Below are 23,283 nucleotides of genomic sequence, written 5' to 3' on the forward strand. Positions count from 1 at the left end.
TTTATTCACTACCAGTTTTATATAAAATTTAATTTGTTAAAATGAAATAAAACCACTTACTTTGCATTTCAAAGTTCTTTAAAAATGAATTCACAAGATTATTTAAAAGATATTTCAGAAATTAAAAACTTAATGAATAAATCATCTCGATTTATTTCATTGAGCGGTCTTTCGGGTATTTTAGCTGGTATTTATGCATTAATTGGTGCTGCTTTTGCTTATTGGTTAGTAAATAATCATTCTAACGGTAAATTATTACTCGATGGCTGGGTGTTTCGACTTGCTTTTTTAGATTTATTACTTGTATTAATTCTAAGTATTGGTACTGCTATTTTTTTAACAACTAAAAAAGCAAACAAGAGTAATATTAAAATATGGGATGCAACAACAAAACGATTATTAACAAATTTTATGGTGCCTTTAGTTGCTGGAGGGATTTATATCATTATTATTTTAAGTCAAGGTCGTTACGGACAAACAGGCGGATTAATGTTACTTTTTTATGGTTTAGCTTTAATAAATGCTTCTAAACACACTTTTGGAGACATAAAATATTTAGGATATATAGAAATTGTTCTTGGTCTTCTAGCATCATACTTTATTGGTTACGGCTTTTGGTTTTGGGTAATTGGCTTTGGTGTTATGCATATAGTTTACGGTACTTTAATGTATTATAAATACGACAAAAATTAATTTTGAAAAATATTATTCTAAATATTAATAAGGCTTTTGACCATAGAATACGGCTAGGAATAATGTCTGTTCTTATGGTTAACGAATATGCCGAATTTACTACTTTAAAAGAATTATTAGGCGCTACTGATGGTAATTTAGCTAGTCATAGTAAAGCTTTAGAAAAAGTTGAATTTATTAGGGTTGAAAAACAATTTATAGGTAGAAAACCAAATACTAGATACTATGCAACAGACTTAGGTAAACAAGAATTTAAGAAACACATAGAGGCTTTAGAAAAGCTAATTAAAAATAAATAATATTTTTTTACACATCAACTTTGAAAAACAAAGTTCTTTTAAATAAACACACTATGGAAACATTAAACAAACAAAACGGAAGATTTGGTAAATGGGTTAAAACATCAATCACAGCAAGAATGCTTATGGTTGGTTTCTTAATATTAATCTTATTAATTCCACTATCATTTATTAAAAGCTTAATTTATGAACGCATGAACAGGCAACAAGAAGTTGTTAAAGAAATAAATAAAAAATGGGGTAAAGAAGTTTTACTATATGGTCCTATTTTAAAAATACCTTACAAAACATATCATAAAAAATCAATTGTAAATCAAAAAACCAAAGAAGTCCAAACCGAAATGGTTGAAGAGATAAATTACGGTTACTTTTTCCCTAAAAAACTGGATGTAAATTCTACTATAAATCCTGAAGAAAAGAAACGTGGCATCTATAAAACAGCTGTTTACAACAGTAATATTAATATTTCGGGAAGCTTTACACAACCTGATTTTAGCGAAATGGATATTTCAAAAGAAGATATTCTTTGGAATAAAGCACGGTTAATAATAGAAACTTCAAACTTAAAAGGTGTTAATAGTTTGGTTGAAATTAAATTGAATAAGAATACATACTCTTTTACTTCTAAGTATAAAAACAACAATTCTAATAACACCTATAATAACGGCTATCTTGATTTACATAAACTAGAAAGTAAGTTTATAAACAAAGACGATATTCCTACTAAAAATGATGTTGACTTTAGTTTAAACATAAACATTAATGGTAGTAAACAAATCCGTTTTATACCTGTTGGTAAAGAAACTAATATAAATATAAAGTCTGATTGGAAAACCGCTAATTTTATTGGTGAATACTTACCATATAATTCTGATAAAATTTCTAAAACTGGTTTTGATGCTAGCTGGAAAATTTTAGATATCAACAGACCCTTTCCTCAACAATCTTTTAAAGGGATTCCTAATTTAAAAGATTATGCTTTTGGGGTAAACTTTATGATTCCTGTAGATGAATACCAAAAGAGTGAGCGCTCTACTAAATATGGTTTTTTAGTTATTGGTTTAACTTTTTTAATCTTTTTCCTTATTCAAACAATGAGTAAAATTTCTATCCATCCGTTTCAGTACTTAATGATTGGTGTTGCCTTAACAATGTTTTACACATTATTAATTTCTATTTCAGAGCATAGTAGTTTTTTAAAGGCATATATAGTTTCAGGAATTGCTGTAATTGGATTAATTTCGCTTTATTCAAAATCGATATTAAAAGGAATGAAATTCCCAATATTTATAGCACTATCATTAACAGCTTTATATGCTTTTATTTTTATAATAATTCAATTAGAAAATTTCGCTTTACTTGTTGGTAGTGTTGGGCTTTTTGCTATTCTAGCATCGGTAATGTATGCTTCTAGAAAAATTGATTGGCAAAACGGATAATTAGATTTGTTACTAAACAACGTAAGACTTCATGTACATGAAGTTTTACGTTTTAAAAACTATATATATATGAAATTCAATTTAAAAAGTTTTATAACCTTTGTATTACTATTTATAACTGAAATTATTATTGCACAAACATCAGGTTTTATACGACATACCTTTGGTGATTTTCTAGTTGTAATGCTACTTTACTATTTCGTAAAATCTTTTTTTAATATTGCCCCTAAAAAGTTAGCTATCTCAATTCTAATTTTTTCTTTTAGCATTGAAATATTACAAAATTTTAATTTGGTTAAAATGCTTGGTTTAGAAAGTTCTAGAATGGCAAATATTATTATAGGAAACACCTTTAGCTATGGAGATTTAATTGCCTATGCACTAGGTATTGTTACTGTATTAATTATTGAGTTGGTGATTCAAAAGAAACAATAATTCATTTATTAATAAAAAGGCAGGTTTTGTTATTTTAATAAATTTATTTTTATGTAATGTTTCATTTTTATTTCGACGAATAGTTGAAACTAATTTTAAAAAAAATGAAAATAAAAAAACTAATCGCATTATCTGTTGTTACAATCACAACAATGTATTCTACTGCAAATGCACAAGGTTTATTAGATGGGTTTACATCTAAAAAAGGGGATTTATCTATAACTTCTTCGTTCTCTATTAGTAAATACGATGCTTTTTACGTAGCTGATGTAAAAAATGAAGGTGTTCCTGTTCATGGTGAAATAAATCAAAATATTATTTCTCTTTATGCTAAATATGGAATTACTGATCGTTTGTCAGCAGTAATAAACGTACCTTTTGTTTCTGCTGATAATACAACAGGAGCTGCAGATCCTGTAAATGGAGAAAATTCGATATCTGAATTACAAGATGTTTCTATAGCTTTAAAATTAAATGCACATAAATTTAATTTTAAAAAAGCAAACTTAAATGTTATAACTGGTCTTACAGCTATTATTCCTACTGGATATGAACCAAATGGAATTTTATCACTAGGAAGTGGAGCATTCGGATTTGATGTAACAGCTGGTTTACATTTAAACACAGATAGCGGTTTCTTCTCTACAGTTTTAGCTTCTTATAACCTTAGAGGTAATGCTGATAATAACTTAACACCTGGTAAAGATTTTGGAGTTCCTAATGCTTTTGTTACTAAAGCTAAAATTGGATATGCTAGTAAGTTTATTTACGTTGAAGCTTGGGGTGATTTTTTTAACTCTGAAGAAGGTGTTGATATTGGCTCTCCTGCTTTTAAAGGTAATTTTCCTGAGACTAATGTAGATTATAGTAGTGTTGGTGTTACTATATATAAAAACATTATTCCTAAATTGGGCGTTAGTTTAGGCTTTGGTAAAGTAATTGATGGTAGAAACATAGGTGAATCGACTACTTTTTCGGCTGGTTTAACTTACAATGTATCTTTAAAATAACAGCTTAATAATAAAAACGAGGCTTATCTATAACTAGATAAGCCTCGTTTTTATTATTATAAATTTAGCAACTATTTATCTGTTCCTATTGTTTTAAAAACTCATTATTGTATAACCAATCTAGTTGTTTCTAATGCTTGCCTAGAAATTGTTTGTACTGTATAAATACCTGAATTAAAATCAGATAAATCTAACGTTAGTTTATTATTAATAGTATTTTGATTTAATATACTACGTATTAAAATACCATTACTATTAAATACTTTAAAAGTAATATTAGTAGTTGGTTTATTAAACGAAAAGGTAAAGTTACCGTTAGTACTTGGATTAGGAAAAGCAATACTTTCTTGTACAGAAACCATACGCTCTCTTTTTGAACGAGATGCAACTACATTAATCATATAATCTTCTGTTTCTCCAAACCACTCATCACCACAAGAGCTTATTTGATCAGCATAAACTGCTCTAACACGCATTCTTGTTCTTCCTAGTTTAGCCGAATCTGGAACTACAAAAAAACTTAACCATTCATTTTTTGTTGGATATTTTACATTACTTAATATCATTTCTTCAGATGCATCATCAAAATCTCCATCTTGATTCCAATCAACCCAATACCCAATTTTTGTATTTCTCCAAGCCGTTTCAACCTTTATAGTAATTAACCCTGCCTCATTTAAATTTGTATAAGGTCCTTTGGTTACATTTACATTATTAAACTCATAAAGTTCATAGCCATTATTATATGTAGTTGTATTTCTAACTCCAGAAAAACCAACTTCTGTAATATGTTGCCCTCTTGGATTCTCATTAGTACTTTCACAATATATCTGCGTAGTATCTTGTAATCCGTTTGATTTGTTATTCTGAGCAATAAATAATTGCGCTAGTAATACCAATACTCCTGTTAATAATTGTTTTTTCGTATTCATCTTTTTTTTCTTAGTAAAATTTAAACTTTAGTTTCATTTTATAAGACAAAATTAATTTGCTATGGTTAATTAACGTGGCTTTAAATGTTACTAAACTGTATTTATAAGAAAAATAAAACAACCAATAAATAAGCGAAACAACCATCTATTAAACAACAAATTACTAAAAATAAAAACCTTAATTTAATATAAGAATAACATAAAAACGAAAAAAAAATCACTTTAAAAGTGATTTTTTTAATAGAATTCGAACTCAGAATAATAATATAAAATTAATCTCTAATTTTTCGCAAAATTTCTTCTAAACCATTTAATTGCATTTCGTATACCAGCCCCATCATTTTACCTAATTTTCCTTCAGGGAACCCTTTATTTTTATACCACACTAAATAATATTCAGGAATATCAACTAAGTAAACTCCTTTATATTTACCAAAGGGCATTCTCATTCTTGCAGTATCAATTAAAAACTGTTTATCTGGCAACATATTTTTGGTTATAAAAACCCCCGCATTTAGCGGGGATTTTATTTTTATTCTTTTCCGTCTACGTAATCTTCCAAATATAAATATCGTTCGGTTAATTTCCCTTTATTTGTTGTCATTTTAGATCTCTCTAAAATTCCATCTTTATCATTGTTATAAAAAGAAGGAATTACATGTTCTAAAAACATTTCTCCAAAGCCTTCACTAGCATCTTTTGGTAGCTCGCAAGGTAAATTATCAACAGCCATTACCGTAATTGCTTTTTCATCTCTAAAATCTACCTCATCTCCTGTTTTTGGGTTGTAGCCGTATATAGGATCTGCAATTGTAGAAGAACGAATCGTAGAAGGAATAGGCCCGTTAACATCACAAGAAATATCTGCAATGTATTTTATTCTAAAACCGTCTTGTTTAGCATCTTCTTTTGTAAAAAAGTACGGAGCCCCGTCTCCATAAAAATGACCAGCTATAAAAAAGTCTGTTACTTTAGCATACGGCATAAAGTTACTTTCATATCCACTAGGGTCTTTATAAAAAGCGAATCTTTCTCCTACTTTACCATCTGTACGTTTATTATATTCCATAACATCAGCCATACAATATACTGGTTCAGAAAAATCAGCCGTTAAATACAATGCATCACTAATTTCTTTAATCTTTAAATGATCTAAAATTTCTTTTGCTCCATTGGCAACTTTACCTGTACCCGTAAGTAATATTTTAATATTTGGTAAGGTTATTTTACTAAGTGCTGCTTTTACCGCATCTAAATCGTTAAGTGTTTCTACTTTTGGTAAATCAAATAATTCTTCTCGTAAACCTAAAGCTCTAAAACCATTGTATGCTCCTACCAAACCAGCGTAACGTCCAAAACCTATTAATCGTGCACCATTTTGTTTTATAATGGTTTCGTGGTCATACATTTCAATATTTTTTTCTAACATCGCTTTTAACAACTTACGATTGTATGGCTGTTTTTTTATGGTATGTGAAAAGAAAAAATATTTTTTTCCAGATATTAAAGCTTCTAACGGAACTTCTTTTACGCCCAACAACACGTCGCAATCAGAAACATCGTTTACCACCTCTATTCCTACATTTTTATATGCTTCATCTTTAAAAACACGAATATCTGAACTTTCTACAACTATTTTTGCTGTTGGAAATTGTTGCTTAAATTCTTGAAGTTTTTCTGGTGAAAAAACCACTCTTCTATCTGGCGGGTTCTTGCGTTCTTTGATGATACCGAATTTCATTCTTCTTTTTTGTATAAAATTAAACAAATTAACTACAATTGTTGTAAATTAATACAACGTAGGCGAAAATACTTGATTTAAAAGTATTGTACAAATAGTATTTTCATATATTTGCTCCCCACAATTTTTAGGTTTTAAACAAATATATTGTAACTATTGTTTTTAAACTTTACTATTTGTGTTCTTTAACATATTTGGGGACGACTGGTTTTGACAGCGAGGCCAGCGATAATGTAAGCATACCGAGGAGTGAAGAGACAACTCGTTAAACTTTTTTTCAACTTTTTAAACGGCGAGAATAACTACGCTTTAGCTGCTTAATCCGAATCATAGTAGGATTGGCCTAGGCACACAAGGTGTGCAAGCTTTATGTCCACGGATAGCCTTGATTTACGGCGCTTCACTTTTGGATATCGTAAAAGTAAATATAGAAAACTTGAAACTTCGGCAGGTTTTTGAAACTAAAGAAGATAAGCTATTAACAGAATGTTCTTAATCAGTTACTAGTCGAAAATTAAGAAAGAAATAAGTATGTAGAAAGCATTTGAACTGCTTGTTTGGACCCGGGTTCGATTCCCGGCGTCTCCACAAAAAACCCTGTAAACATAAGTTTACAGGGTTTTTCATTTTAAGTTTTCAATTAAAAATAATTTAATTGTTTTAAACACAATTATGAAACAGTGCATTTTTATAGTTAAAACTCCCCTATTACTTAATCTTCAAAAGAGTAACTAAATTCCATCGTAAAATATTTTTTTTACACTAAAAAACTAGCTACAAATACATACATTTGCTGCTCACAAATGTAGCGACATGGAAAGTTTATCAAAAAACATCAAACATTTAAGAACTTTAAAAAAGCTAACTCAAGAGGCTTTAGCTGAAAAACTATCAGTAACGCGATCAAGAATAAGTTCTTACGAAGAAAATAGATCTTCACCAACGATTGAGTTTTTAATAGATTTTTCTAAATATTTTAAACTTCCTATTGATATTATTGTTAAAAATGATTTAACCAAAGCCAAAGATGTTTCTTTTATTGAGGTTGGTAACAAGCGAGTATTATTCCCAATAGCAATTGATGATAATAATGAAAATTTAATAGAAGTTGTACCTGCTAAAGCTTCTGCTGGTTATTTGCTAGGTTATGATGATCCTGAATATATAGAGCAACTAGAAAAAATAAAATTACCTTTTTTACCTACTGGTAAACACCGAGCTTTTCCTATAAAGGGAGATTCTATGCTACCAATGAAAGATGGTTCTTATTTAGTAGCTGAGTTTGTTGAGAACATAAAAGAAGCGAAAAGTGGTTATTCTTATATTGTAGTAACTAAAGATGATGGAATGACTTATAAAAGGTTAGAAAATTTAGTTGAGGAAAAACAGTCTTTTTTATTAAAACCAGACAACACAAGTTATCAGCCTTATGAGGTTCCTGTTTCTGAAATATTAGAGTTATGGAAGTTTACATGTAGTATTAATACACAAGAGTATGAAGAGCATGAATTAAAATTAAGTAGTATTATAAATATGTTTAATGAGTTGGGTGTAGAGTTAGAAGCGCTTAAAAAATCGATAGGGTAATTTATATTACTATGCTACATGCCTTTTTAACTGTATTAAAAACAGGATTAAATTATAAATAACTTAATCCTGAGTTTAAAAATTTATACACTTTTATGATAGTGTTACATTTCTCATAAATAATTTATCATAACTTATATAACACTTAAAGTTGCTCCTTTTTTCTTACGGTGAAAACGAAAATCTAGTGTTACTATTTCGTCTGGATTTTCTTTATTACGCAAGCGAATAATACCTTCACCATCGCGTACATCACTTAAAATTCCTAATTTCCCATAACCTTGATATTCTAGAACAATCGTTTCTTCTGCTATTGGCAGCATTTCATAATTTTTATCTTCTAGTAAATTTATAAATTCCGCATTACGTTTTTCTTGTTCTTCTTTAGTTAAATAAAAAGCGTTACTTATTCTATTTTCTCTTAGTTTTACAGCTTCTAAATACGCTAAAACATCCCTTTTCGCTATAATTTTATACAACTCTTTATAAGCTAAAAGTAATTCGCTCTTTAATTTTTTTTCTTCTTGTTCTTCTTTTAAATTAATAGAATTTAACCAACCTTCTACCTCAAAAGGAACAGACGCTTCAAAAGTAGTACGCCATTCGTAAACAGGTAAGCCTTCGATTTTATGTGGTGGATTCTCCGCTCCTCTTATTTCTCCTTTATGATATTCTGACTCTCCAATACTTATACCTATTTCACCTCCCATTTTTTTATTGTAAGTTTGATTCCTTAAGTCATCAATAAAATAGTAAAAATTCATTGAAACAGTACCACCTCTATTATTAAAAGCTAAAAGAGGATATTTTGGATACATTCGTAACTTAATTTCATGTACACCACTAAACATTAAATTTTGATTAATTGGCATAGCCCCTGTTATACCTCCACCTCCTTTGGTTATTTCTCCCATCGTTCTAGACACCAAAACATCATTCACAAATAATTCATACTGACAATAAGAACTACGCAAATAAATGCGATTTATTCTTTGTTCTTTTGTTTGTAAACTATCTATTTTTTTAGGGAATACATCTTTATCTGTAGTAGCCTTTTCTATTTTATTTTTTTGCTTCCAAAAAAACTGATTTTCAGTTAAATCCTCTGAAGTAATAACTTGAGCAGGTACCTTTTTACAACCAGTTAATAAACTAACGACTAGTATGATGCAATATCTTGTCATTCTATCTAATTTTTAAAAACATGTCCATAACTTATATAACACTTAAAGGGGCTCCTTTTTCCTTACGGTGAAAACGAAAATCTAACGTAACCTCTTCGTCTTCGTCTTTTTTGTTTCGTAATCTAATAATACCTTCTCCATCACGCACATCACTTAAAATAGCTAATTTTCCATAACCTTGATATTCTAAAACAATCGCTTCTTCTGTTATTGGTAAAAGCTCATAGTTTTTATCTTCTAGTAAATTTATAAACTCAGCATTACGTTTTTCTTCTTCTTCTTTAGTTAAGTAAAAAGCTGTTTTTATTCTTTCTTCTCTTAGTTTTACAGCCTCTAAATACGCTGAAACATCCCTTTTCTCTATAATTTTAAACAACTCTTTATAAGCTAAAAGCAATTCGTTCTTTAATTTTTTTTCTTCTTGTTCTTCTTTTAAATTAACAGACTTTAACCAACCTTCTATCTCAAAAGGAACAGAAGCTTCAAAAGTTGTACGCCATTCATATACTGGTAAACCTTCTAACTTATGTGGTGGATTATATTTTGTACGAGGCTCTCCCTCATAATCCGTATCTGAATTATCAATATTGATACCTGATTCTCCTCCCATTTCCTTATTATAAATCCGACTATTCAAATCGTTTATAAAATAAAAAAATTCCATTTTAAAATAACTTCTTTGCCCTAAAGTCGTATCACCATATTTAGGGTACATACGTATTTTTATCTCGTTTACACCACTAAATAAAACATGTTGATTAATTGGTGTTGCCCCTGTAGTTCCTCCACTTTTTGCTATATCTCCCATAAATCGTGAAGAGAGTACATCGTTTACAAATACTTCATATTGACAATTAGCACTATGTATATAAACTCTATTTCTCCTATACTCTACTGTATTTAAGCTATCTGTTTTTTTAGGAAATAGTTTTTGTTCCTTATCTTTCTTTTCTTCAGTTTGTTTCGTTTGCCAAAAAACTTGGTTTTTAGTTAAATCTTCTGAAGTAACAACTTGAGATGGTACTTGTTTACAGTTAGTAAATAAGCTAACGATTAGTACGACGTAATATCTTATCATTCTATTCAATTTTAAAAAACAATTAACTCATTTTTTAATACAGCTTCACTATAAAACGAATTTTGAGGTAAATTAGGATATGCCTTTGTATAAGTTAGTGCATACAACCTACTTTCTGTACTCCATTCATATTTATACCCAAAATCATTCTCATATATTAATTTACTATCTCCATATAATTCATTTAACTTTTCAAAAATAGCTTCAACATCATCGGTATTCTCTTTCTTTACAGTATAACCTACAATACTACTTTCTTTACAAAATATAAAAGTTTCTCTACCTGAAACTAAGGGGTGTGAGAAAGCTGCATATGGTATTGTATAGTAAGAAAAATCACTATTACCTTCTTTATTAAAAGAAATCAATTCCTCTTCTGACCTTCCTATAATTTCATTTAAAATAACTTCTTTTTTAGAACAAGCCAACGTTAAAGAACTAATTGACAACCCTGTAACTCCCAATATTGTGTTTTGTATAAATATTCTTCGTTTCATTGTTTTAATAAATAGATCCTATTTTTACTATTTCTTTATCTAAAATATAAAATTCCTGAGAAATAAATTTTTTTATTATTCTTATTACTTGATTTAAAGTATTATTCTTTGAATGAGTTAAATAATTGGGATTTATTTTTTCGACAGGAGCACCAAAAAATATTGCAAAATTTGACATTCTTACTTTTACAGGCCTCATATACTCTATAGAAAACAGGATATCATTTTCAGAAAAATCAGTGTCTTTTGCGAAATTAGGCACAATGTTAATTAGTTTCCTACTTTTTAGATGTTCTGTCTCTATACCAAAATACCAATAATCGTTGTATACATATCTTTCTTCTTCGCCTCTTAATCCGTAATTATGACTATAAAATATTTCCATTATATTATCATACCAACTTATTTCTTCGAATTTTTTTATAACATCCTTTTCTTTATCTACTTTTATTTTTATCTCTTCCTTTTCAAAAGGAGATAAATACCTCACAAGTAAATTATTATTCATCTAACTTAAATTATTATATAATACTAAATCCTTTTTCTTCACTTCGCATATGTAACTTAACTTCTAATTCTATATTACTTTGATTCTCAATATTCGGACTCATATACTGTAAAGGTTCACTACCGTCTAATTTTATCAATCTAACTAATTTACCATACCCCATTATCTGTAATTTAAGTTCATCTTTCATAAGAGGCTCTACCTTAAGGTTTTGACTAAAAAGACTAAGAGCACCTTCATAAAATTGTTTTTTTCGTTCTTCTGAAAAATAAAATGCCTGCTCTTGTAATTGCATTTTTTCTTTTGAAAGTTCTAAAAATTTAGAAACATTGTGTTCTGCTAAAACAGCATGTATCTGTTGATAATGACTAAAAACCTTTCTAAATAAAATTTCTTCTTTTATTTCTGTTAAATCTTGCGAATTCTGCCAACCATCCAATACATATGGAAGCTCAACTTCTATTTCTGTTTTTAGTTCAAAAATTGGGTAATTTATACCTTCACTTAATCCATTCCATGGTGATTCTATTTTTGGATGAAATTTATGGCTAGTTTCTTTCCAACGACCAGGGCTTACATCTGACAAATAAAAATCCGCAAAAAAAGTTTCTTCTTCTGTTAAAGTTTTCTTATTTATTCTTGGCAACATAACAATTTTTACAGCATGCTTCCCAGACTCTAGAACCAACTGATTTATTGGTATATCTCCTCCAAACCCCCCTTCCTTTGTTTCTTCTCCAAGCCAAGTTATGGCAGGTACATCATTAATATATATAATACCAGAACAATATATATGAGGATATATTGTATAATAAGGTTTTTCAAAATCGTGTAATTTCATTTTATCTTTTAATTTAAATATCTTTTAGCTAAAGTTTTCGTTTCCTCTTTTAATACTTTTTCTTCTATCTTAAAATTGCTTTTCCACCAACCAACTTCTCCTTCTATCTCAACTGTAAGCATTACTCCAGAGAATTTTAATATGGGCTGCATGTATAATCCTTTATCATCTGAATCGAAAACCATCTCACCTCCAAAAAAAGCATCTGCTTTAGCTAAAGCTCTAAAATTGATTATTGCTTTTTTCTTTCTACCTTTTAACTTACCTATTCCTACTTCCATTTTGAGAATAATAGTTACTCCCATTTTTCCTCCAATAGTAGTTTTCCCAGACATGTCAATACCATTAATACTATGTATTTTTAAAGCTTCACACATTATCTCTAATTCGCCATAAAATGTTGCCGTAAAAGTAACTGATGCACCTAATTTATCTAAACCTTTTCTAAATTTATTAATAAGTCTTGCTGCTGCAGGATTCCCAGTTGTCCCGTAAGATGCTGCTGCTATAGCTACACCAATAATATCTATAATTAATTCAGCTCCAATTAAAGGCTTAAATCCAAATCCAACATCTCCAACAATAGCTGTTCTATTTTTATACGGAACTAAATTCCATGTCCCGACTATGGTAAACTTCGGATATCTTACGTCAAAACCCACTGGGATCGCTGTTTGTTTCGCTACCCCCTGAGCATAGTTAATCGCATTTTGTACAATTTCTGCTGCTGTAGAAATAGTTTTTACAAATGGTTTTATTTTAGTTTGAAACTCATTAGTAAAACTTCTTTTATGACTCCCATTATCCCATTCTGCCGAGAGACCCACACCTAAAGAAATAGGTAATTCTCCTTGTTTATTCATTAACCATCTTGCATACCCTGCCTCTCTAGATTTTTCGTTATGCTTTGTATATATGATGCCTGCAGGCATATTCGCAGCCTTGTAATTAGATACGTTTACTAAAAACTCAAATGCCAATTCCCATTTAATATCTGGATATACATTTACTAATAAAGGTCTTGCATAACGACAAGTAGCAACATGGGTTCTGTATACATTTGGAGATATAAAACTTGGCCATATATATTTTAATGGATATAAATTGAATTCACTTAAACTTGATACTACTTCTAAATTTATAGTTGTAACACCTTTTGGCTTATCAGCCATAGCCATTTCGGTAGTTTTTCCATCATTAAAAATAATAAGTTTGGCATTTTTATGTTCACCATTACATTCCGATCTATCCAAACCACTTATTGCTATTTCTATTTTTGGTTTGTTTGTTTTGTCTCCTGCTATAACAGCAAATGTTGGTATGTTTTCATTAGTAGATAAACAACCATCGGTTTCTTCTAATATTGTATACTCTCGTTTTTCTTTAGTTTTTTTACCAGCATCATTTGTTTTTTCTATATCGTGGCTTACCGTTAGTTTGGTGTATCGGCATTCTTCAAACTCCATAGTTACCACTTGGGGTTCAAATATTTCTGCTATTTGAGGTACTGCCTCAACTTCTTCTTCATTAATACTCCAAGCTTCTTCATAAAACACGTTTTTTTGTATGCTCTTTTTTATTTTACTAGCATCTACATCATGTTTAAAACAACTAGGGTCTTTTAATTTAAATGCGACATCAAAACTATAAGATTTACTGCTGCCTTCTTCATGACCTAAGAGTTCAACCCATTTTAAATCTAAATATACTTTACGTTTTATGTATGTAGCATTATAAGCTGGTGTACCTTCAAACTGAGGTAATACATGGCTTTCATTTAGCTCAATAGTTTCTAATATGTTTCCCTCACATTCTACGGTAATGCTTCCTGTAAAATCTTCAGTTAATATATTATGTGTTTTTATAGTAAACTCTATAAAATCGCAATAGTGTATTTCATCTTGAAGTTCTTTCGTTTTTGCATCATATACACAGAGGTTTTCTTGCCCTACCATTTTATTTACAACAAACTCCTTTATATATGGTGATGCTACTGGTATTAAAAATGCTCCTTGACTACCGTAACTTGGGTAATAATTACATGCTTCTAACCAAATACCCTTACCTTCTTCGCTACCATTATAACTAATAGACTTTGGTTTATAAATAAATTCTCCTTTAACGACCTCAAATGATTTTATATAATTGCTTTTTACACCATAGTCTTTCCACTTACCTGGCTCATCATCTAACATATCTAAAAACTCATGTAGTTCTTTTTCTGCCGCACCACTTTTCCAACCTAAAAAAGTAGCACTTTTAAACTCCTTTGTACTTTGTGCAATCCAATACACACGTTCTTGAGTTTCTTTTATATTTATAGTACCTGTTGTTGCTTTTAATCTAAAACCGATAGATTTCCCCTTAGGTATTTCAAAAACTTTATAAGAAATTCCTGAAGCAACTCGTTTTTTTTCTACAACCCTATTAAGGTCTTCTTTTTTTACGATTAATTCTTTTTTAGATGCCATTATAATCTCTTGATTTTAAATTATGACCACCATCTGTATCTTCTCCATTTGAAAAATTTGCCAATGGATTTATTTGATCCATAACCTCTTCATCGGCTTCTTCTTCATGTTGCTGGGTGGCTTCTGCTGTTTGCCCGTGAAATGTAATACTTATACAAGGGGCTCCTCCTATTGGGCAAGTAGCTTTACTGTCTTCTAAAATAGGGTTTCCACCGTTATCTAATGTTACTTTATCGTAAAACCCTCCCCACTCTGTAACCATAGATTGGCATGGCTTGTAGCCTCCTGGAGTTGGTTGCATTTTGCATTGCCCGAAAGTTTTTTTCTCAAATGGTTGTCCTAGATCCATGGTAGATACAATCATCTTTTTTTCACCATCGGCATCGTTTACATATTGCTTATGCTGACTTATCGATATTATTTTATCTGGCATGGTACCAAATTGGCACTCACACTCTGCTTCTTGACATACTATTGCTTTTCCCATAATTCATTTTTTTATCTTTTATTACCAAAGTTGGTACCACTTTTTCTCAGAATTCTCATCAAAATACATTCCTTTTTGCTTCTCATAGGCTATTTGCTGTGCAACGGTTTTATCCATACTCTCTTGCCAAATAGCTTTAAATTGTATTGTTTTATCTACATTATTCTGCACATAATTAAAGGTACCATCTACACGTAGTAGTGAATTATCTTTGGCATCTAACTCATATTTTATCTGTGTTTCTCCTTTTTCTAATCCTCCTACAGGTTTCATATTTCCTTTATAGGTTATTAGCATACGATTGTTTTCTTTTAGTATTGGATTTACTGATTGATTACCATAAAAGTTCACTTTTTGAACTCCCGAAAACCATTTAAATCCTTTTTCTAATGATTGGCTAAACTTTTTGGTGTAATTCATATATATTTCTGAAAACAGTATATCATACCCTACATCGTTGCCAAGGCTTTTTACTATTTTTTCAGAACTATTTACAGCTTCAGTAATTTTTTTACAATAATTTACAAATGGTTTTCCAGTATATCGTTTTGCCAGTTCTTTTTGCTTTGCTTCCCAACGTTCTTTAATTTCTTCTTGATTGGTTACATTTATTATTTGCCCTAATTTGTTAACTTTTACTTTTAAAGGGTATAAACAGCTAGCACTTTGTGCTGCTAATTGCTCCATAAATCCGCCCAGTTCTTCACCATCTTTAAAGAACTGTTTTCGTTGTAAGCTATAATCAAATATTCCTTTTTTATAACCTTCGCATTTTACTTCTAATAAATAATGTATGGTTTTTTGATTGTTGTAAGTAATTTGTAAACCATAAGTACGGTGTAAAAAAAATGCTTTATTTTCTAGCAACCAATACTGTACTTTTCTTGAAAAAGGAATTTTATCAGTCTCTTTTTCAATTTCTTTTGTTTTTAGTGTAAAGCGTGCCCGCTCCTCTTTATTAAGCTGAGAAGCTAATGCGTTTGTCGTATTATCGTCTTCATTAATTAGTAAAGAGAAACGTTTGTTTGTCATAGCTTATACTATTTATTATTCTGTATCATTATTCACTTTTCTGTTTCCGCTTTTTCTCGGCGCCATAGGCTCTTGTAAATTTAATATTTCGTAAATAACAGGCGTGTAATGCCACCAACTAGATGCTTTAAGATTTTCGTATGTAAAAGATATATGTAAATATTTATTACGTAACGCTCTTATTAATTGTGTGTCGCTTAGTTTTGTATAATCTACTTTTTCTTTTATTCTTAATTTAGATGCATTAATGTAACGCTTAGGCAATGCCACCCTTGTATTGTCTTTTGCTATTTCTGGAATTTTATAATTTACTATTAAAGAGTTTTTTTGTATCGTTTCTTTTACGTCTTTGGCTTTTATTTTTTTTATCAACGCTACAACTTCTTCATCTTTTTGCTCTAAAAGTTCTTTTTCATTTTGTTTACTACTAAACTTTAATAAATCGATAGCTAAATTGCCTTTGGTACTTTTATTTGCTAGCGCTGCATCTAAGCGATTTTGTACTTCGGTTAATAAACTACCTGTAACTTTAAACTTTTCTTTTAATGTTGTTAAATTAATCTTAGCCTTATGTTTTGTAGAAAAATCTGCCATTAACTGTAGTGCTATTACACTATAGCTGTTGGTTAACTTTTTTCTTCTACCCCATACTTCATCGCGTGTCCAACCATCTTCTATGTCTATTTCATATCCTTTATACCAACCTTCTGCGATAAAATCGCATCTTATTTTTTTTGCCTCTTTTTCATCATTACTTAAATCCCAAAGCAACGTATTCTCTTTTGGTATGATTTCTTTATAGCCTCCACCAATATCAGAATGTACACCAGGCAACCCGATTGTTAATCCTTTAGCGCCTGCACTTTCTATACCTGTTAAATTAAAATTCTTTCTAATTTCGTCTTGCGCTACTAGGTGTATGGTTTTATTAGCGTGGTACATTTGATTTAGCTCTAAATCTTTATTATCATCTGAATGATCTATACCATAAGCTGATACCGAATCGTACAAACCTGCAAAACCTATTTTCACAACACTTATTGCTGTTTTCTTCTTTTTTAGAGCTTTTCCTAAATAACCATAAGCAGGAGTATCAATTACCTGTAGTTCTCCTTCTTCTCTACTAACAAATTCAAAATGTGAAGCTCTTTTTTTTACTTGCGACACAAAATGCCTTGCTGCTACTGCACCACGGCTAAAACCATAAACATCAAAATATACCTGATCTATAAGTTTAAACTTATTTTCATCTTTAAGAGTAGATTCTACCTTTGGTAAAATTTCATTTACAATTCGCTTACAAGCTTCTTCTACCCTTGCTGGCACCCCCGTGCTTCCTTTACCAAAAGCACTACCAATACCTGCATCACTTTCAAAATTTTCGGTACCAATACCTTCTATATAAAGTTTAAAAACTTTTGAATCATCAGTTATATAATGAGGCTCTAAACGAGATACATTAGACTCATCTGAATTATAACTATTATCACCATTACCATCATCTTTATGCTTCTTGTAAGCCTTTTTATAGGTTTCTACATCTTCACCAGCATCCATCGTTATAGCCTCGCCTTTGTAAGCTTTATAAGCACGTACATTTTTACGATTATTACCTGTACCATCAAAAAAAACGCCTATTACAACACTATTACCACGCTCTATAGCTGTACGTGTTTCTTTGTATTCTCCAAAAACAATTCCGCTCATAGTTTTATTTATAAAATGCTCGTTTTACTTTATTTTCTTTTAAATGTATTTCTTGCTTTTTAGTACCTGTTATTAAATACAGTTTTAGTTTTTTCACGTTATTTTCTACATAAGGTACTATTTCAAAACTACCTGTACGGTTGTTTTCTTTAAACGCAGCTGCAATAGCTGTATAATCACTCTCTTTAAAAATACAGGTTGCCGTAAAACATTCCTTTACTTGATCTGGCTCTTCCCATTGCATATTAAATTTTCTTGGCAAAGCACTGTATATACTATCTTCATTTATTTCTAAAGAATCATCATCTATCCTATATTCTTCCCCATTAATAGCATACGCATTTAAAAATACCATGTGCGGGTTATCTTTAATTGCTACACTCCAAGTAAATGGTTCTCTATAGGTTTCCCATTTTTTTAAAGACAACTTATTTTCTTTATACTGCGTTACTATTTCGGGCGAAATAACATCGGTATATATTTTAACAGATTTTTCACGGTCTTGTTCGCCATGTGGGTTGTACTCTTTCCAAACTACTTCTGTTTTTTTAGCTTGATAAAAACCAACTTCGCGTTGAAACCCGTCAATACCCGTTAACCAAACAGCTACAGTACCTCCAGGAGCTACATTAATTACAAAAAACATGTCGTGAGACATTATCACCCCTTTATCAGTATCTTCTTTAAATCCTTTTTCGAATATTTCGGCTATTTTTTTATGATCTAATTCAAAATGCCCTTCATAAAATTGATTTTCTAAATAAGAAATCCAAACTAAATGTAGTTCTTTAGGTAATGCTCTTTTTTCTTGAGAACCTGTAAGGGTCCCCATTTTTCCCCAACCACTATTTAATGTACCTTTACCTCTAATACCTGTTTCTCCTAAATAACCATAATGTAAGGTTGCTGGGAAATTTTTGGGTGCATTTACAGATACCGACCATTTATATTTTTTATCCATTTTACTACTTTTACAGTGTATTAATGTTAATGCAAAAAGCACAAGTACTATGTTTAATTTAATTTTCATTTATGCTTATTTTTATCATTTTTTCATATTCTTCATAAATAATTCCACTCATAGTTTTATTTATAAAATGCTCGTTTTACTTTATTTTCTTTTAAATGTATTTCTTGCTTTTTAGTACCTGTTATTAAATACAATTTTAGTTTTTTTACATTATTTTCTACATAAGGTACTATTTCAAAACTACCTGTATGGTTGTTTTCTTTAAACGCAGCTGCAATAGTTGTATAATCACTCTCTTTAAAAATACAGGTTGCCGTAAAACATTTCTTTACTTGATCTGACTCTTCCCATTGCATTTTTATTTTTCGAGGTAAGGCACTGTATATAGTATCTTCTTTAATTTTTAAAAATTTTTGGTGTATTCTATATTCTTCCCCATTAAAAGCGTATGCATTTAAAAATACCATGTGCGGGTTACCTTTAATACCTACACTCCAAGTAAATGATTCTCTATAGGTTTCCCATTTTTTAAAAGACAACTTATTTTCTTTATACTGCGTTACTATTTCGGGCGGAATAGCATCGGTATATATTTTAACAGATTTTTCACGATCTTGCTCGCCATGTGGATTGTACTCTTTCCAAACTACTTCTGTTTTTTTAGCTTGATAAAAACCTATTTCACGTTGAAACCCGTCAATACCCATTAACCAAACAGCCACAGTACCTCCAGGAGCTACATTAACAACAAAAAACATATCGTGAGACATTATCACTCCCTTATCAGTATCTTCTTTAAATCCTTTTTCGAATATTTCGGCTATTTTTTTATGATCTAACTCAAAATGCCCTTCATAAAATTGATTTTCTAAATAAGAAATCCAAACTAAATGAAGTTCTTTAGGTAGTACTCTTTTTTCTTGAGAACCAGTAAAAGAACCTGTTAATCCCCAACCACTATTTAATGTGCCTTTACCTCTAATACCTGTTTCTCCTAAATAACCATAATGTAAGGTTGCTGGGAAATTTTTGGGTGCATTTACAGATACCGACCATTTATATTTTTTATCCATACTACTGCCTTTGCAGTGTATTAATATAAATGCAAAAAACACAAGTAGTATATTAAGCTTAATTTTCATTTATGCTTGTTTTTTTTGAACATAGTTTTTGTGTATAAAAAAAACAACAACTGTTATGAGTAACATTATAAACTGAAATACTATTTGCATTATAAATTCGGTACCAGACACCAGTGCATTTCCTGCCGCATCGCTATTAAAACTTAGTGTGTTGTTAGATAATTTGTCTTTTGCATAAGGCAAAATAGTAAACACAGTATTAATTAAAATCCACCAAAAAATAAATTTATTCAACTTACTTTTTACTTTGTGAGTTTTGTAAATCGTAAAACTTAAAACAAGTAGTGTAAGTAATAATGATATTGGTGCTGTAAAATATGCTACTAATAATAAATAAACATTAGTATTCATTTTTAATTTAAATGACGCTCTAAAAATAAGGGTGTACACTATAACTCCCACCAATAAAATTACACTGATAATTGAAGTATTTTCATCCATTTTTATATTTTTAAGCGTTAACCATTATCTGCCTTAATATTTACTTTTGTTGCTCCTGCAATTGTCATACTTTCTTTAGATGATTCAATCGTTGCTTTATCTGAAACTTTATTTAGTTCTTTCGCTTTAATAGCATATTGCTGGTGTGCTATTTTTTTTATATTTAATGCTCTTTTTATAATAGCCATTTTAAAATAGGTTAGATTTTTCTTTAGCATTAATATTTACCTTTTTAGCACTAAGCATATTTATTTCTTCTTTTAAACTTTGCACATTTATTTTTTCTGCATATTCTGTAGATTCTTTTGATACGATATCAAAAGTATTATCTGCAATTTGTTTAATATTATTAGCTTTTTCTTTAATATCTTTAGATGCTGTTTGTAAAATATCGTTACCCGCATTTGAGGTTATATTACGACCTGCTGTTTCTTTAATGCTTTGCCCTGCATTTACATTAATATTTTTACCTGCAGTAATATTTAAATTCTCTCCTGCATTAATATTAATATCTTTTAAAGCATTAATGGTTATTGTTTCACCAGCGGTATCTATAAAAATAGAATTTCCTTTTTTATCAGTAATTTTTATACTTTCTGACTTATTGGTATCATTAAATTCTAAAATATGGCCGCTTTTAGTAATAATACTTTTATAATTATTATCTGCTTTACCACCAGCTCCGTTATTACCATGAAATAAACTTCCCATTACAAATGGTCGGTTAGGATTATTGTAACGAAAACCTACCATTACTTGATCGCCTTTTTCGGGTATAAATACGTGCCCTCTATTTTCTGAATGATTATCACTGCTTCCTGCATCGGGTGTCATTACACGTATCCAACTTGTTTTTTGTTCGTGTTTTTGCCACTGAAATTGTACTTCTACTCGTCCTTTTTGACTCGGATCTTCATTTGAGAGTACGGTAGCTATTTGGGTAGCTGCTTCTGGCAAAGCAACTTCTGGCACTGGTAAAATCGCCGTACCTGATGATATTGCCTCAAATTCATTGCCATATTTGCTTGACCCTGTAGCTGTATGGGTAATTTTGGTGATAATATATTCACCATAATTTTTAACTTCAAAAGCATCAACTCCTCGTTGAGCTCCTGTTACTTTTATAATAGTACCTACAGTAAGACCTTGTTTGGTACTGGTAGCACTAAGTACATTTGCGGTTGCTATTTTGCTTCCTTGTTGATTATGTACAAAAGTGTCTATTTCACTTTTGTTTTCTGCTTTGGTTGCTAAGTATTCTTGTGTATTTATTGAAAATAGTTCTTTTGATACATCAAAGGCATAACTACCTAATTCATTTAACCCCTCTACTCTTCCTCTTGATTTTGATTCGTCTCTAACATTATGTAACGCATTGTATGAAAAGTTAGCAGCAGTACTTGCTATGGCTTCTATGGCAATATTAAGAGTATCCATATCGGCTCCATACTCTATTGTAACAGCAGAATCTAAAGATGGCTTTCCAAAAACCAATTGTACCCCATCATAATACAACCATTCGTTGTATTGTTTAGCTAATCGTTGTATAAACTGAAAATGGTTTTCTTTGTATTGTGCTTGGTAGGTTATTGGAGTTTTAAATGCTGGTTTTATTTTAGCGGTTAAACCTGCTGCCCTAACAGTATCGTTTACAATTGTATCTAAACTTTTATGCAACCAAGAATGCATGTGTGGCCCGTTTTCTAATAAAATAGTTTTAGAGTATCCACTAACAAGTAGCTTACCATCAAAACCATTGTTATGTTGTAGTTTTACATTGGTAATTACACCTAAAAAATCGGTATCGTTAAAGTTTATAACAATCGATTTACCTAACCATTCTTTTGAGTCGTCTAACGTATAAGAGCCTACAGCTTCTATAGTATCATAATCAACTATTATAGAAAAGGTATGGTGGTTATTTATTGTTTGATTAAGGGTTGCTTTTTCAAAATTATATAGCGTTTCTCCGTCTATATTAATCGTTGTTATGGGTTTCATATACAGTATTTTTTTACGTATAGTAGTATTAACTACAAATAGTATACTATTTACCTGTATTGATTTATATATTTTTAGTGTAAATTTTAAAAGTAATTTATTACACTAAATCGTATCGAGAGCTATTTTAATAACGAAATTTATTATTTTCTTATAATTTTTCACTCATTTCAATTATAAAAACTACTCGAATTGACCAATCCATTTTAAACGCACAACAGGTTATTATATACTACTATGATATTCGTATAATCTTAATAAAATTTTCTTTTCTTTCTTTATAAATAGCTACTCTTTAGCAAAAGCGCTACTATAAACAACAATATTTAATAAATAATAAAGAGCAAACTATTAAAGCTTGCTCTTTATAAATTGTACTTATGCTACTGGCCAACGATTATCGATAGATGCATTACCAATACTCATTTCTTCTGCAGAAATAGTAAAGTTAATAGTCATTGGTACATCTCCGTTTACGTTTAAGTTTTCTTTGTAGTATACTATGTATGCGTTTTTAAACTCAACTTCTTTCATTTTTGAATCTTCTTCAGATTTCTTAAAAATGATTTTTCCTTCAATAGCTTTAAATTGGCTATTTAACATCGCTTCGATTACAGATGAATCTGCTGTAGACTCTATTGTTACATTGATTCTTCCTCCGTAAACATTAGATGCAATTTTACCTTTTTTATCAGTATCTCTACTAAAAGCGTATTCTGTTGCTAATACGTCAAATTCTTTTCCTCCTAATTCTAGTGATGCTCTAAACGATCCCATAATTTTGTTTT

24 protein-coding genes and 1 other RNA gene are annotated in these 23,283 nt (G+C 30.1%); 7 read left to right on the top strand and 18 right to left on the bottom strand.

Annotation, left to right across the window (positions count from 1 at the left end):
- Positions 1–84: 84 nt before the first annotated feature.
- From H518_RS0101925 to H518_RS20325, 5 genes are all read left to right on the top strand, one after another.
- On the top strand, positions 85–693 hold the full coding sequence (locus H518_RS0101925) for a hypothetical protein (RefSeq protein ID WP_028887513.1): 609 nt from the start codon (positions 85–87) through the stop codon (positions 691–693).
- A gap of 2 nt (positions 694–695) precedes the next feature.
- On the top strand, positions 696–992 hold the full coding sequence (locus tag H518_RS0101930) for a winged helix-turn-helix domain-containing protein (RefSeq protein ID WP_028887514.1): 297 nt from the start codon (positions 696–698) through the stop codon (positions 990–992).
- A gap of 53 nt (positions 993–1,045) precedes the next feature.
- Positions 1,046–2,431, top strand: coding sequence for a cell envelope integrity protein CreD (gene creD, locus H518_RS0101935; RefSeq protein WP_028887515.1), 1,386 nt, complete (start codon positions 1,046–1,048; stop codon positions 2,429–2,431).
- A 69-nt stretch (positions 2,432–2,500) separates the two neighbouring features.
- Positions 2,501–2,866 carry a ribosomal maturation YjgA family protein gene (locus H518_RS0101940; protein WP_043706349.1) on the top strand — a complete coding sequence of 122 codons (366 nt, stop codon included), beginning with the start codon at positions 2,501–2,503 and terminating at the stop codon, positions 2,864–2,866.
- 104 nt (positions 2,867–2,970) lie between these two features.
- Positions 2,971–3,876 (top strand): transporter, encoded by a 906-nt coding sequence (locus tag H518_RS20325; RefSeq protein WP_028887517.1) that lies wholly within the window; start codon positions 2,971–2,973, stop codon positions 3,874–3,876.
- A gap of 104 nt (positions 3,877–3,980) precedes the next feature.
- On the opposite strand, the gene H518_RS0101955 is transcribed toward H518_RS20325, so the two are convergent.
- The 3 genes from H518_RS0101955 to H518_RS0101965 form a co-directional block, all read right to left on the bottom strand.
- Positions 3,981–4,808 (bottom strand): GEVED domain-containing protein, encoded by an 828-nt coding sequence (locus tag H518_RS0101955; protein ID WP_028887518.1) that lies wholly within the window; start codon positions 4,806–4,808, stop codon positions 3,981–3,983.
- A 272-nt stretch (positions 4,809–5,080) separates the two neighbouring features.
- Entirely contained in the window at positions 5,081–5,296 is a 216-nt protein-coding gene (locus H518_RS0101960; protein WP_028887519.1) for a DUF3820 family protein, read from the bottom strand.
- Between the two features lie 44 nt (positions 5,297–5,340).
- Positions 5,341–6,549, bottom strand: a complete 1,209-nt coding sequence (locus tag H518_RS0101965) for an NAD(P)-dependent oxidoreductase (protein ID WP_028887520.1) — start codon at positions 6,547–6,549, stop codon at positions 5,341–5,343.
- A 196-nt stretch (positions 6,550–6,745) separates the two neighbouring features.
- Here H518_RS0101965 and ssrA point away from each other — a divergent pair.
- Together ssrA and H518_RS0101970 are read left to right on the top strand one after the other, a co-directional pair.
- Positions 6,746–7,140, top strand: a transfer-messenger RNA (tmRNA) gene (gene ssrA / locus H518_RS20725).
- Between the two features lie 222 nt (positions 7,141–7,362).
- Positions 7,363–8,136: an XRE family transcriptional regulator gene (locus H518_RS0101970; RefSeq protein WP_028887521.1), complete on the top strand. Its 774-nt coding sequence runs from the start codon at positions 7,363–7,365 to the stop codon at positions 8,134–8,136.
- A gap of 134 nt (positions 8,137–8,270) precedes the next feature.
- Here H518_RS0101970 and H518_RS0101975 read toward each other — a convergent pair whose 3' ends face one another.
- From H518_RS0101975 to tssD, 15 genes are all read right to left on the bottom strand, one after another.
- Positions 8,271–9,320 (bottom strand): hypothetical protein, encoded by a 1,050-nt coding sequence (locus H518_RS0101975; protein WP_028887522.1) that lies wholly within the window; start codon positions 9,318–9,320, stop codon positions 8,271–8,273.
- Positions 9,321–9,351: 31 nt separating this feature from the next.
- Positions 9,352–10,398 carry a hypothetical protein gene (locus H518_RS0101980; RefSeq protein ID WP_028887523.1) on the bottom strand — a complete coding sequence of 349 codons (1,047 nt, stop codon included), beginning with the start codon at positions 10,396–10,398 and terminating at the stop codon, positions 9,352–9,354.
- Between the two features lie 11 nt (positions 10,399–10,409).
- Positions 10,410–10,895, bottom strand: a complete 486-nt coding sequence (locus tag H518_RS0101985; protein WP_028887524.1) for a hypothetical protein — start codon at positions 10,893–10,895, stop codon at positions 10,410–10,412.
- 4 nt (positions 10,896–10,899) lie between these two features.
- Positions 10,900–11,403: a hypothetical protein gene (locus H518_RS0101990; protein ID WP_028887525.1), complete on the bottom strand. Its 504-nt coding sequence runs from the start codon at positions 11,401–11,403 to the stop codon at positions 10,900–10,902.
- Between the two features lie 13 nt (positions 11,404–11,416).
- Entirely contained in the window at positions 11,417–12,244 is an 828-nt protein-coding gene (locus H518_RS0101995; protein ID WP_043706352.1) for a hypothetical protein, read from the bottom strand.
- Positions 12,245–12,252: 8 nt separating this feature from the next.
- Positions 12,253–14,715 carry a hypothetical protein gene (locus tag H518_RS0102000; protein WP_028887527.1) on the bottom strand — a complete coding sequence of 821 codons (2,463 nt, stop codon included), beginning with the start codon at positions 14,713–14,715 and terminating at the stop codon, positions 12,253–12,255.
- A complete protein-coding gene (locus H518_RS0102005) occupies positions 14,705–15,202 on the bottom strand; it encodes a DUF4280 domain-containing protein (RefSeq protein WP_043706353.1) in 498 nt (165 codons plus the stop codon). The genes H518_RS0102000 and H518_RS0102005 overlap by 11 nt, the downstream gene beginning before the upstream one ends.
- Positions 15,203–15,223: 21 nt before the next feature.
- Positions 15,224–16,234, bottom strand: coding sequence for a hypothetical protein (locus H518_RS0102010; protein ID WP_028887529.1), 1,011 nt, complete (start codon positions 16,232–16,234; stop codon positions 15,224–15,226).
- A 15-nt stretch (positions 16,235–16,249) separates the two neighbouring features.
- Complete coding sequence (locus tag H518_RS0102015) at positions 16,250–17,941, bottom strand: T6SS phospholipase effector Tle1-like catalytic domain-containing protein (protein ID WP_028887530.1); 1,692 nt, start codon at positions 17,939–17,941, stop codon at positions 16,250–16,252.
- A gap of 4 nt (positions 17,942–17,945) precedes the next feature.
- Positions 17,946–18,971, bottom strand: coding sequence for a DUF2931 family protein (locus H518_RS0102020; protein WP_081411138.1), 1,026 nt, complete (start codon positions 18,969–18,971; stop codon positions 17,946–17,948).
- Positions 18,972–19,027: 56 nt separating this feature from the next.
- A complete protein-coding gene (locus tag H518_RS0102025) occupies positions 19,028–19,984 on the bottom strand; it encodes a DUF2931 family protein (protein WP_028887532.1) in 957 nt (318 codons plus the stop codon).
- 69 nt (positions 19,985–20,053) lie between these two features.
- Entirely contained in the window at positions 20,054–20,494 is a 441-nt protein-coding gene (locus tag H518_RS0102030) for a hypothetical protein (protein ID WP_028887533.1), read from the bottom strand.
- Positions 20,495–20,511: 17 nt separating this feature from the next.
- Positions 20,512–20,682, bottom strand: coding sequence for a hypothetical protein (locus tag H518_RS0102035; protein WP_155995105.1), 171 nt, complete (start codon positions 20,680–20,682; stop codon positions 20,512–20,514).
- 1 nt (position 20,683) lies between these two features.
- Positions 20,684–22,495, bottom strand: coding sequence for a type VI secretion system Vgr family protein (locus H518_RS19040; RefSeq protein WP_051263631.1), 1,812 nt, complete (start codon positions 22,493–22,495; stop codon positions 20,684–20,686).
- A 378-nt stretch (positions 22,496–22,873) separates the two neighbouring features.
- The gene (tssD, locus tag H518_RS0102045; RefSeq protein ID WP_028887535.1) at positions 22,874–23,272 is read right to left on the bottom strand and encodes a type VI secretion system tube protein TssD; all 399 of its coding nucleotides are present in this window, start codon (positions 23,270–23,272) and stop codon (positions 22,874–22,876) included.
- Positions 23,273–23,283: the final 11 nt, after the last annotated feature.

The sequence above is a fragment of the Tenacibaculum ovolyticum DSM 18103 genome, from assembly GCF_000430545.1.
Lineage (GTDB): Bacteria > Bacteroidota > Bacteroidia > Flavobacteriales > Flavobacteriaceae > Polaribacter > Polaribacter ovolyticus.

What these genes read in the sequence shown, in the direction of transcription:
- H518_RS0101980 (WP_028887523.1), bottom strand. Translation starts at nt 10,398, where the DNA reads ATGATAAGATATTACGTCGTACTAATCGTTAGCTTATTTACTAACTGT.
- H518_RS0102015 (WP_028887530.1), bottom strand. Translation starts at nt 17,941, where the DNA reads ATGAGCGGAATTGTTTTTGGAGAATACAAAGAAACACGTACAGCTATA.
- H518_RS0102005 (WP_043706353.1), bottom strand. Translation starts at nt 15,202, where the DNA reads ATGGGAAAAGCAATAGTATGTCAAGAAGCAGAGTGTGAGTGCCAATTT.
- H518_RS0102020 (WP_081411138.1), bottom strand. Translation starts at nt 18,971, where the DNA reads ATGAAAATTAAATTAAACATAGTACTTGTGCTTTTTGCATTAACATTA.
- H518_RS0101975 (WP_028887522.1), bottom strand. Translation starts at nt 9,320, where the DNA reads ATGACAAGATATTGCATCATACTAGTCGTTAGTTTATTAACTGGTTGT.
- H518_RS0102025 (WP_028887532.1), bottom strand. Translation starts at nt 19,984, where the DNA reads ATGGATAAAAAATATAAATGGTCGGTATCTGTAAATGCACCCAAAAAT.
- H518_RS0101995 (WP_043706352.1), bottom strand. Translation starts at nt 12,244, where the DNA reads ATGAAATTACACGATTTTGAAAAACCTTATTATACAATATATCCTCAT.
- H518_RS0102010 (WP_028887529.1), bottom strand. Translation starts at nt 16,234, where the DNA reads ATGACAAACAAACGTTTCTCTTTACTAATTAATGAAGACGATAATACG.
- H518_RS0101960 (WP_028887519.1), bottom strand. Translation starts at nt 5,296, where the DNA reads ATGTTGCCAGATAAACAGTTTTTAATTGATACTGCAAGAATGAGAATG.
- H518_RS0101925 (WP_028887513.1), top strand. Translation starts at nt 85, where the DNA reads ATGAATTCACAAGATTATTTAAAAGATATTTCAGAAATTAAAAACTTA.
- H518_RS19040 (WP_051263631.1), bottom strand. Translation starts at nt 22,495, where the DNA reads ATGAAACCCATAACAACGATTAATATAGACGGAGAAACGCTATATAAT.
- creD (WP_028887515.1), top strand. Translation starts at nt 1,046, where the DNA reads ATGGAAACATTAAACAAACAAAACGGAAGATTTGGTAAATGGGTTAAA.
- H518_RS20325 (WP_028887517.1), top strand. Translation starts at nt 2,971, where the DNA reads ATGAAAATAAAAAAACTAATCGCATTATCTGTTGTTACAATCACAACA.
- H518_RS0101990 (WP_028887525.1), bottom strand. Translation starts at nt 11,403, where the DNA reads ATGAATAATAATTTACTTGTGAGGTATTTATCTCCTTTTGAAAAGGAA.
- H518_RS0101965 (WP_028887520.1), bottom strand. Translation starts at nt 6,549, where the DNA reads ATGAAATTCGGTATCATCAAAGAACGCAAGAACCCGCCAGATAGAAGA.
- H518_RS0101970 (WP_028887521.1), top strand. Translation starts at nt 7,363, where the DNA reads ATGGAAAGTTTATCAAAAAACATCAAACATTTAAGAACTTTAAAAAAG.
- H518_RS0101955 (WP_028887518.1), bottom strand. Translation starts at nt 4,808, where the DNA reads ATGAATACGAAAAAACAATTATTAACAGGAGTATTGGTATTACTAGCG.
- H518_RS0102035 (WP_155995105.1), bottom strand. Translation starts at nt 20,682, where the DNA reads ATGGCTATTATAAAAAGAGCATTAAATATAAAAAAAATAGCACACCAG.
- tssD (WP_028887535.1), bottom strand. Translation starts at nt 23,272, where the DNA reads ATGGGATCGTTTAGAGCATCACTAGAATTAGGAGGAAAAGAATTTGAC.
- H518_RS0101985 (WP_028887524.1), bottom strand. Translation starts at nt 10,895, where the DNA reads ATGAAACGAAGAATATTTATACAAAACACAATATTGGGAGTTACAGGG.
- H518_RS0102000 (WP_028887527.1), bottom strand. Translation starts at nt 14,715, where the DNA reads ATGGCATCTAAAAAAGAATTAATCGTAAAAAAAGAAGACCTTAATAGG.
- H518_RS0101940 (WP_043706349.1), top strand. Translation starts at nt 2,501, where the DNA reads ATGAAATTCAATTTAAAAAGTTTTATAACCTTTGTATTACTATTTATA.
- H518_RS0102030 (WP_028887533.1), bottom strand. Translation starts at nt 20,494, where the DNA reads ATGGATGAAAATACTTCAATTATCAGTGTAATTTTATTGGTGGGAGTT.